Origin of the sequence: Tsukamurella soli (genome assembly GCF_039541155.1) — a bacterium.
GTDB classification, from domain to species: Bacteria; Actinomycetota; Actinomycetes; order Mycobacteriales; family Mycobacteriaceae; genus Tsukamurella; species Tsukamurella soli.
In genome coordinates this window covers 1-10,108 of sequence record NZ_BAABFR010000136.1, presented here as the reverse complement: position 1 = coordinate 10,108, position 10,108 = coordinate 1, and the positions used below count along the sequence as shown (strand labels likewise).

Genomic DNA, 10,108 nt, shown 5'->3' with positions numbered 1-10,108 from the left:
GAGGCGGGCGCGCGGATCGCCGCCCCGGGCTCACCGGGGGCGCAGATCCCCGTGCAACTCCTGCCGCGCGCGACGGAGTTGGACGCGCCGCTGCTGCTGGCCGGCGGCGTGCAGCCGGTGGGCGACGGCGAGGTGGTCGTGTTCAAACCGCGGTGGTCGGCGTTCCATCGCACCCCGCTCGCCGGGCATCTCGCCGCTGCGGGGGTGACGACGGTGACGGTCGCCGGCTGTAACCTGCCGAACTGCCCGCGCGCCACCCTGTTCGACGCATCGGAGCGCGACCTGCGCGCGGTGTTGGTCACCGACGCGACGTCCCAGGTGATCGACGCTCGGCTCGACGACCTCACGCTCATCGGCGTGCAACTCGCCACCGTCGCGGAGGTCGAGCGGGCGCTCACCGGGGTGCACGTCGGGCGGTGAGCCGGGCGTCACACGGGTGGAGACCTCGCCATACCAGGCGTCGCGACCGACGATTCAGACCGCGGTCGGGGTGCGGATACAGCTGATGTGCCCGTCCGGGTCGGCGACGACGACGGGTCGCTCACCCCGGGGCTGGTCGGCCGACGGCTCGAGCGGGCCCCTCTCACAGCCGCCCCGGCCCGGCGGTGAGGGTGATTTCACGGCCGCGACACTGCGTGCAGCGGGGGAGCAACATGCCGTCCCTACGTTCGGACTCGACACCGAACCGTGAAACCCGAGGAACGGAGCACCCGTGGCGCGCTCGCACACGATCACAGGATGGAACCCGGAGGACCGGGTCGCGTGGGACGCCGGAGGCGAACGGATCGCGCGCCGCAACCTGGTCTGGTCGGTGGCCGCGGAGCATGTGGGCTTCTCGGTGTGGTCGCTGTGGTCGGTGATGGTCCTGTTCATGCCGGAGGGCGTGTACCACCTGAACGCCGGCGACAAGTTCCTGATCGCCGCGACAGCGACGCTGGTGGGCTCGGTGTTGCGGCTGCCGTACACCATGGCCACGGCGCGTTTCGGCGGACGCAACTGGACCTTCTTCTCCGCCTGTGTGCTCATCGTGCCCGTGCTGGCCACCGTCGTGCTCCTCGCGAATCCCGGTCGGCCTCTGTGGATCTACCTCCTGTGCGCGGCACTCACCGGCCTGGGCGGCGGCAACTTCGCGTCGTCGATGACCAACATCAACGCCTTCTTCCCCCAGCGTCTCAAGGGTTGGGCCCTGGGCATGAACGCGGGTGGCGGCAACATCGGCGTCCCGGCCGTGCAACTCGTGGGCCTCCTGGTGATCGCCGTCGCCGGGAACCGCCAGCCGTGGTGGGTCTGCGCCGTCTACGTCGTCGCACTCGTGCTCGCCGCGGCCGGCGCGTCGCGCTTCATGGACAACCTCGACATCGTCTCGGTCGATACGGCGTCGATGCGCGCCGCCCTGCGGCACCGGCACACCTGGCTCGTGAGCCTGCTCTACATCGGCACCTTCGGCTCGTTCATCGGCTTCTCGTTCGCGTTCGGCCAGGTCCTGCAGATCTCCTTCCAGTCGGGCGGCCAGAACGCCGCACAGGCGTCGCTGCACGCCGCGCAGATCGCCTTCGTCGGACCACTTCTCGGCTCACTGGCCCGGGTCTACGGCGGCAGGTTCGCCGACCGGATCGGCGGCGGCCGCGTGACGCTCGCGGCGTTCGGCGGGATGATCGCCGGGGCCGGCATCCTGGCGGTCACCGCCACCGTCGCCGGCCGTGACACCACCGGTACCGCGATGGCGCTCTACGTGGTCGGATTCGTGCTGCTGTTCGTGCTCAGCGGCATCGGCAACGGTTCGGTGTACAAGATGATCCCGTCGATCTTCGAGGCCGCCTCGCGATCGCTGAACGCCGATGCTCAGACCCGCGCGAACTACTCGCGTGCCATGTCCGGCGCCGTGATCGGTATCGCCGGCGCCATCGGTGGCCTCGGCGGCGTCGCGATCAATCTGGTGCTCCGCGCGTCGTACCTGGCGAACGGCACCGCCACCGTCGCCTTCTGGGCGTTCGGTGCCTTCTACGTGATCGCGGCCGCGGTGACCTGGCAGGTGTACGTGCGGTTGCCGCACGGCGTGACCGCCGATGCGCACACACTGGCGCCCGCGCGTGCCTGAGCGCTCGACTACCATGGATCGACGGTCGGCCGCGGCAGCCCCGCGCCACGCCGTCTGTCCGCACTCGATCGAAAGCGACGGTATGACCAGCCCCGATGCGCGTTCGCTCACGGGCTTCACCGTGGCCATCACCGCCAGCCGGCGGGCCGACGAGTTCGCTGCCATCCTGCGCAGACGCGGCGCCGAGGTGGTGACGGCGGCCGCGATCAGCATGGTCCCGCTGGCCGACGACCGTCGCCTTCACGAGGTCACGGACGCCCTGGTCGACGCGCCGCCGGATCTGCTGATCGCGACGACGGGGATCGGCTTCCGCGGGTGGATCGAGGCCGCCGAGGGCTGGGGCGTCGCAGAGTCGTTGCTGGCCTCGCTCGGCGGCGCGCGCGTGATCTCCCGAGGACCGAAGGCGACGGGTGCGCTGCGGGCCGCCGGTCTGCGGGAGGAGTGGTCGCCTGTGTCCGAGTCGTCCGAGGAGGTGCTCTCGCACCTCACGCGGGACGATCTCGACGGCCGGCGCGTCGCCGTGCAGTTGCACGGCGCGGTCGACGACTGGGATCCCGTGCCCGGCTTCATCGACGCACTCACCGAGCGGGGCGCCACAGTCGTGCCGGTGCCCGTCTACCGGTGGGAGCCACCCACCGACTTGGCCGCGCTGGACGCACTGATCGAGCGGGTGGCGCTCGGCGGCGTCGACGCGGTCACCTTCACCTCTGCCCCCGCGGCCGCGTCGTTCCTTATGCGCACCGACGAGCTGCGCCTGACGGACTCCGTGCGATGTGTGCTCGACGGGACGGTGACGACCTTCTGCGTGGGTCCCGTGACGGCGCGGCCGCTCGAGCGGATCGGCGTGACATCGGTGATGCCCGAGCGGATGCGGCTCGGGGCGCTGGCCCGGATCATCGCCGACGAACTGCCCCGGCGCAGCCCCGATCTCGACGTCGCAGGGCACACGCTCGGTATGCGTGCGGCGTGCGCCGTGGTCGACGGTGAGATCCGCGACCTGTCGCCGAACTCCCTGACCCTACTGAAGCTCCTCGCCCGCGAGCCCGGCGCCGTCGTCGCCCGCGACGTGCTGCTCGAGTCGCTGGGTGGCGACGACCCGCACGTGGTCGAGGCGGCCGTCGCGCGGCTCCGGTCTGCGCTCGGCGCAAAGGAACTCATCGCGACCGCCGTGAAGCGAGGCTATCGTCTGGCGGTCGACTACATGCCCGACGACCCGGGAACGGAGCGCCCATGACCACCCTCCTCGTTGCCCACGGCACCCGGAACCCGCACGGCGTCACCATGATCGGCGACCTCGCTGCGGCGATGGCCGGAGCTCTGGACGAGTCGGTGCGGGTGGCGTTCGTCGACGTCCTCGGCCCCACCCCCGAGGAGGTGTTGCGGTCGCTCGCGCAGGACGAGCGCAGCGACCGCGGGCTGGGCGCTGTCGAACCCACGATCGTGATCCCCGCGTTCCTGTCCAGCGGCTTCCACGTCCGCGTGGACGTCCCGGCGCATGTGGCCGCGTCCGGCCACCCGCATACCACGGTGACCCGGGCACTCGGTCCGTCACCCGACCTGGCGCGCGCGATGCTCGATCGGCTTCTCGAATCCGGTTGGCGGCCAGGTGATCACGTGGTCCTCGCCGCCGCGGGAACACGTGACCCGCAGGCACAGGGCGAGGTCCGTGCCGCCGCTGCGATGCTGTCGGCGCTGGTCGGCCACCGGGTGTCGATCGCCTTCGCGGCCCCATGCCGGGACGGCTCCGGGTACCCCGCCGTCGCCGACGCGGTCGCGCGGGCCCGCCGGTCCGGCGCTCGCAGGGTCGCGGTCGCGTCGTATCTGTTGGCGGACGGACTGTTCCAGGAGCGGCTCGGGCGGGCGGGTGGCGACGCGGTCGCCGCGCCGCTGGGCCTGCACCCCGCGGTGGTCCGCCTCGCGGTCCGGCGCCGTCGGCACGCTCTGCTCGCCGCGCCCGCGAGTGTCGGACCCCGGGCTTGACCTTCGAGCCACCTGAGGCCCCACGATGAAGCGGTGACCGACACCAGACTCTCCATCAGCGTGTTCGCGCGGCGCACCGGCCTCACCCCGAGCGCGCTCCGGTTCTACGGCGACTCGGGCCTCCTGCCGCCGGCCGAGGTCGACCCGTCCACGGGGTACCGACTGTACGACACCGCGCAGATCGCCCGGGGCGACCTCGTGCGGCGGCTGCGCGCGATCGACCTGCCTCTGGGCGATGTCCGCCGCGTCCTCGAGACCGGGCCGGACGAGGCGGCGGCGGTGATCGACGCGCACCTCGCGACGGTCCGCGACGGCGCCGGAGCGGCGGAGCGGCTCGGCGCCGAGATCAAGGCGGGACTCGGTGCCGCCGAGGACGTCCCGCTGGCACGGCTGCGCGGACCGGTGCTGGCGGCCGCGATCGATGCGGTGGCCACCGCCACCGGCAGCGACCCCCAGGTCCCGATCCTGTCCGGGCTGTCGGTCGAGGTCACCGGCAGCGGGGTCACACTCACGGCGTCGGACCGCTACCGGCTCACGACCCGGACCCTCGCCGGCCCCACGGATCGTGAGTGGTCCGGCGTGGTCGACGGTGACGCGCTGCGGCTGGTCGCGCCCGCTGTCCGCCGGGACCACGACGTCGAGGTGCGCCTCGCCGGCCGCTCCCTTCGGATCGGGGCTTCGGTCTGCCCGCTGCTCGACGGCGACTTCCCCGACTACCGCACGATGCTCGACCGACTGCCGGCCGTCGCGACCCGCGTCGTCGCCCGTGCCCGGGACCTCGTCGCTGCGTTGGAATCGCAGTCCGCGCAGGAGCTCTCGTTCACGGCATCGGCGGGGGTCGTCACCGTCGGCGAGCACGCCGTGGCGGCCGATGTCGAGGGACCCGACTGGGCGTCGATATTCGACGCCACCATGCTCTATCCGGCGCTGGCGACCGCCGTGGGGCCCGATGTGATGCTGGACCTGCGTCTCGGCCCGGCACCCGTCACCGTTCGGTCCGCGGACGACGGTGCCCTCACGACCCTGGTGATGCCGCTCGCGCCCGCGCGCTGACCGCGTCGACGGCGAGGCCCACGGCGAAGTCGAACTCCTCGGCGCCGTCGAACCGCGCGAGATGCGATGCGGCGGCGGCAACCTCGGGTAGGCCCGACGCCTCGAGAGCGGCGGTCCGCTGCGCGATCGCGGCGGGATCGCTGCTGCCGTAGGTGGGGCCCGCGTCCACCTCGCGCAGCAGTAGCCCGATCAGCGTGCCCAGCAGTACGCGGAGTAGGTGGGTCGCCTCGTCCGGCGGGAAGCCGGCCGCGCGCAGCACGCTCAGGGTGGCCTGCGTCGGCGCCAGCCCCTCGAGCGAGGAGAGCTGGCGCGTCAGCACGAGCGAGGCCGCGTGCGGGTGCACCAGCGCCCGGTCCCGAAACGCGTGCGCGATGGCGCGTAGGTCCGCCCGGAGATCGCCGGTGGCAGTGGGGATCTCGATCGATCCGAGGAGGCGCTCGGCGAGCGCGTCCAACACGTCGTCGAGATCCGCGACGTGGTTGTAGAGGCTCTTCGGGTCCACCCCTAGTGTGCGGGCGACCGCGCGCATACCGACGGCGCCGACGCCGCCCTTGTCGATCACCGCCAGCGCGGCGTCCACGACGGCGTCGCGGGTCAAGGTCGTGCTGCCGCGCGGAGGGCGGCCGCGCTTCACGGCGGGGTTGCTCACGTCTCCATACTGCCGTGAGTCGTTGCATGAATCCACGGTGTGGGTATAACTTATTACCCACACCGTGGATTTAAGGAGAGTCATGACCGAGCGATTCCACCTCCCGCCCGAGGACGTCCTGCGTGCACGGGAGAAGCTGGTGCTCGACCACTTCCACGACGAGGTCGCGCAGGACTGGGACGCGACGCTCGCGACGTTCCCGCACCCGCACTACGAGCTGATCGCGTCGATGACGGTGCACGACGGCGGCGACGAGGTGCGCGGCTACTACCGTGACACCCGTGTCGCGTTCCCCGACCAGGACCACGAGCTCATCGCGTTGCGCCACAGCCACGACGCAGTGATCGTCGAGTTCTGGCTCCGGGGAACACATCTCGGGCCCCTCGGCGGTATTCCGGCGACCGGCTCGAAGCACCGTACCCGGATGACCGCGTACTTCGTGTTCGACGAGAACGAGAACCTGGCGACCGAACGCATCTACTTCGACCAGCTGACGGTGCTCGAGCAACTGCTCCGCGGCATCGACAAGCGCAGCCCACAGGGGCTGCTCACCGTCGCCCGTAGCGTGCTCGGCGCGCTCGGCGAGGCCGGCGGCGACCCCGATCCGCGGCTGCTTGCGACCACCCCACCCGACCTCGACCACTGACCCGAGTGGACGCGGGCGACCGGTGGATCCTGCACGTAGGCGATGCGTTCCACCACCACGCCCACGACCGGACGCTGCTGGCCCGGCCCGCGCGGCTGCGGCCGGCTGACGGCGACACACGTCGGCTCGCACCACAACCGAGAGCCGGTACGCCGTCGCGATTGTTCTGCTTGATATCTCAGTGGTCGTGACGCCTCCGGCGCGCGCGGTACCGCCGTGGCCTACCGACAGTGCACGGGCTTATCGAACGTCTCGATGCTCACCGGCGTGCGCACCATCGGTGCGCGTCCGTACCGTTGGTGAGCCGACGTGCGATCCAGTGCGGTTCCCGTGGGGTGGTGTTGCCGTGGCAACCGCGCCCCCGGAAAGCACGACGATTCCGGGGGCGAGTAGACCGACCGCGGCGAGGGAACCGGCTGGGGGCCGGCGCGCTGACGTCGCGTCAGGCCGACAGCGCCGGCCGGCGGTAGCCGAATCGGATGTCGGGTGAGTTCGCCACGAACACGGTGCGGTCCAGCGTGATCCGCGTGTCATAAACGGGGACGAACACGCCCTCGGCGTCCAGGCAGCGGCCGTCGAGCAGGCTGAACGCCTGCTTCTTCAGCGGCGACTGCACCACCGGGAACCCGCCGCGGTCGCCGACGATGCCGCGGGACAGCACCGCGGCCCGCCCGATCGGGTCGATGTTCCCCACGGCCCGGATGGTGTCGTCGGCCAGGCGGAACAGCGCGACCTGCGCGCCGTCGGGCAGCAGCACCGCGACACCGCGCAGCGGCTCGAGCCGCGACAGCGGGCAGGCCGCGGTCCAGTCGTTGGCCCACCGGCGGAGGTCGAACGAGGTGGTCATGATGATTCTCCTACAGGGGATTTCAGCGAGTGGCGGGAACGGGCTTGGGTGCCGGGAAGGTGGGGGAACCGATGAGCAGCGGGATCTTGCGTCCGTTCTTCTCGGTGAACTCCACGGTGGGATCCGGGGCGCCGGGCGCGTTGACGAACGACACGAATCGGGCCAGTTTGTCGGGATCCTCGAGCACGCCCTTCCACTCGCACGAGTACCCGGACACGTGGCGCTCCATCGCCTCCTCGAATTCGTCGGCCAGGCCCAGGGAGTCGGCGATCACCACGTCGCGGAGGTGCTCCAGGCCACCGTCGAGCCCCTCGACCCACGGCGCGGTGCGTTGCAGCCGGTCGGCGGTGCGGATGTAGTACATCAGGAACCGATCGATGTACCGCACCAGCGTCTTCTCGTCCAGGTCGGAGGCCAGGAGCTGCGCGTGCTTGGGCGTCATCCCGCCGTTGCCGCCCACGTACAGGTTCCAGCCCGACTCGGTGGCGATCACGCCGACATCCTTGCCGCGGGCCTCGGCGCACTCGCGCGCGCACCCGGACACACCCATCTTCAGCTTGTGCGGCGAGCGCAGGCCGCGGTAGCGCAGCTCGAGGTCGATGGCCAGCTGAACGGAGTCCTGCTGGCCGTACCGGCACCAGTCGGTGCCCACGCAGCTCTTCACGGTGCGCAGCGACTTCCCGTACGCCTGGCCGGATTCCATGCCGCCGTCCACGAGCCGGCGCCAGATCTGCGGCAGCTGGTCGACGGTGGCGCCGAACATGTCGATCCGCTGCCCCCCGGTGATCTTGGTGTACAGCCCGAAGTCCCGGGCGATCTCACCGATCAGGATCAGGTGCTCCGGGGTGATGTCGCCGCCCGGCACCCGCGGCACCACCGAATACGTACCGTTGCGCTGGATGTTGGCGAGGAAGTGGTCGTTGCTGTCCTGCAGCGATGCCTGCTCGCCGTCCAGGATGTGGTCGGAGCTGGTGGAGGCGAGGATGGACGCCACCGTCGGCTTGCAGATGTCGCAGCCGGTGCCGGCGCCGTACCGCCGGATCAGCTCCGAGAACGTGCGGATGCCGCTCGCGCTGACGATCTCGAACAGCTCGGCGCGGGACTGGGAGAAGTGCTCGCACAGCGCCTTCGAGACCTCGACTCCCTGCGCCGTGAGCAGCTGCGACAGCAGCGGTACACAGGATCCGCAGGACGTACCGGCACCGGTGCAGCCCTTGAGCTCCGCGACCGTGCACGAACCGTCGGCGATGGCCGCGCACAGCGTGGATTTGGAGACGTCGTTGCAGGAGCAGATCTGGGCCTCGTCGGGCAGCGCACCCACGCCGATCGTGGCACCGTCGCCGGACCTGCTCGGCGCGATCAGCGACACCGGATCACCCGGCAGCGACGAGCCGACCAACGGCCGCAGCACACCGTAGCTGGAGGCGTCGCCGACCAGGATGCCGCCCAGGAGGGTCGTGGCGTCGTCCGAGAGCACCAGCTTCGAGTACGTGCCGCCGATCGGGTCGGACACCACCACGTCCAGCGCGCCGGGGGTGGTGCCCATCGCGTCGCCGAAGCTGGCGACGTCTACGCCCAGCAGCTTGAGCTTGGTCGACAGGTCGGCGCCCGGGAACTCGGCGTCGCCGCCCAGCAGGCGGTCCGCGACCACCTCGGCGGTGGTGTAGCCGGGGCCGACCAGGCCGTAGCAGCGGCCCTCGATCGCGGCCACCTCGCCGATCGCGTAGATCGCGGGGTCGCTGGTGACACAGGTGCGGTCGGTGAGCACGCCGCCGCGTTCCGCGATCTGCAGGCCCGCGCCACGGGCCAGCTCGTCGCGAGGCCGGACGCCGGCGGCGAACACCAGCAGGGCGGCGTCCACCACGGTGCCGTCCTCGAGCGTGACCGCCAGGCCGGCGTCGTCCGCTGTGCGTGCGATCTCGGTGGTACCCGAGGACAGCGAGATGTCGATGCCCAGGCCGGCGATCATCCGGGCCAGGTGCTCGCCACCGGCGGCATCCACCTGCTGCGGCATCAGCCGGGGGTTCACCTCCACCACGTGCGGGCGAAGTCCCATGGTCCGCAGCGCGTTCGCCGCCTCGAGGCCGAGCAGCCCGCCCCCCACGACGACGCCCACCGCACCCGGATCGCGGGCCAGCGCGGCCTCGGCGTCCGCCCGGATCGCGTCCAGGTCGTCGAGCGTCCGGTACACGTGGCAGCCGGGGGTGTCCCTGCCCGGCACCGGGGGCACGAAGGCGTACGAGCCGGTGGCGAGCACCAGCGCGTCGTAGTCGACGACGCTGCCGTCCGAAAGCACGATCCGCTCGCCCGCCGGGTCGATACCGGTGACCGCGGCGCCCGAACGCACCTCCACCAGCGCATCGCCGCCGTAGTCGTTGCCCGGCAGCGCGAGCCGCGAGCGGTCCCACGCACCCACGTACGACGACAGCCCCACCCGGTCGTAGGCGGCGTCGCGCTCCTCGCCGAACACGACCACGCGCCAGGCGCCCTCGGCGTCCCGGGCGCGCAGCGCCTCGACGAATCGATGTCCCACCATGCCGTGCCCGATGACCGCTACCGTGCGTGCGTCCACGTCCAGCTCCCTTCGCTTCCTTCACACGCAAAAGTAGGGGCGCGGTATTGCGGCGGCGCTCGCCGTGGATTGCCGCCCGGTCACGCTTTTCTCACCCCGCGTGGGCGGGATGTGTGAGGGCCCTACAGTCGCTCGACCAGGGCACCGTCGACGGCGCCCGGAGGGATGAGTGCGAGGCCGGACCGTCCGACGAGCGCGGCCAGGTGGGCGGTCGGCGCGTGCCGGGCCGCGCGCCAGCCGCCGGCACCGTCGGGCCCGACGGT

At 71.6% G+C, this 10,108-nt stretch carries 9 protein-coding genes; 6 read left to right on the top strand and 3 right to left on the bottom strand.

All coding sequences use genetic code 11. The features are described 5' to 3' along the window. The 5 genes from ABD908_RS24770 to ABD908_RS24750 all read left to right on the top strand — a co-directional run. On the top strand, positions 1 to 420 hold a 420-nt coding region (locus ABD908_RS24770), incomplete at its 5' end, for a cysteine hydrolase family protein (protein ID WP_345001100.1). Positions 421 to 712: 292 nt separating this feature from the next. Beyond that, entirely contained in the window at positions 713 to 2,098 is a 1,386-nt protein-coding gene (locus tag ABD908_RS24765; protein WP_345001098.1) for an MFS transporter, read from the top strand. Positions 2,099 to 2,180: 82 nt separating this feature from the next. Further along, complete coding sequence (locus tag ABD908_RS24760) at positions 2,181 to 3,332, top strand: uroporphyrinogen-III synthase (RefSeq protein ID WP_345001096.1); 1,152 nt, start codon at positions 2,181 to 2,183, stop codon at positions 3,330 to 3,332. After that, positions 3,329 to 4,078 carry a sirohydrochlorin chelatase gene (locus tag ABD908_RS24755; RefSeq protein WP_345001094.1) on the top strand — a complete coding sequence of 250 codons (750 nt, stop codon included), beginning with the start codon at positions 3,329 to 3,331 and terminating at the stop codon, positions 4,076 to 4,078. The genes ABD908_RS24760 and ABD908_RS24755 overlap by 4 nt, the downstream gene beginning before the upstream one ends. A 33-nt stretch (positions 4,079 to 4,111) precedes the next feature. Next, on the top strand, positions 4,112 to 5,131 hold the full coding sequence (locus ABD908_RS24750) for a DNA polymerase III subunit beta family protein (RefSeq protein ID WP_345001092.1): 1,020 nt from the start codon (positions 4,112 to 4,114) through the stop codon (positions 5,129 to 5,131). Here the strand turns inward: ABD908_RS24750 and ABD908_RS24745 are convergent. After that, positions 5,094 to 5,780: a TetR/AcrR family transcriptional regulator gene (locus ABD908_RS24745; protein ID WP_345001090.1), complete on the bottom strand. Its 687-nt coding sequence runs from the start codon at positions 5,778 to 5,780 to the stop codon at positions 5,094 to 5,096. The genes ABD908_RS24750 and ABD908_RS24745 overlap by 38 nt on opposite strands. A gap of 82 nt (positions 5,781 to 5,862) precedes the next feature. Here ABD908_RS24745 and ABD908_RS24740 point away from each other — a divergent pair, with 82 nt between their 5' ends. After that, positions 5,863 to 6,426 (top strand): ester cyclase, encoded by a 564-nt coding sequence (locus ABD908_RS24740; protein ID WP_345001087.1) that lies wholly within the window; start codon positions 5,863 to 5,865, stop codon positions 6,424 to 6,426. Positions 6,427 to 6,868: 442 nt separating this feature from the next. Here the strand turns inward: ABD908_RS24740 and nirD are convergent, their stop codons facing one another. Both nirD and nirB read right to left on the bottom strand, forming a co-directional pair. After that, positions 6,869 to 7,273: a nitrite reductase small subunit NirD gene (gene nirD / locus ABD908_RS24735; protein WP_345001085.1), complete on the bottom strand. Its 405-nt coding sequence runs from the start codon at positions 7,271 to 7,273 to the stop codon at positions 6,869 to 6,871. A gap of 22 nt (positions 7,274 to 7,295) precedes the next feature. Then, positions 7,296 to 9,809 (bottom strand): nitrite reductase large subunit NirB, encoded by a 2,514-nt coding sequence (gene nirB / locus ABD908_RS24730; RefSeq protein ID WP_425584406.1) that lies wholly within the window; start codon positions 9,807 to 9,809, stop codon positions 7,296 to 7,298. Between the last annotated feature and the right edge of the window lie 299 nt (positions 9,810 to 10,108).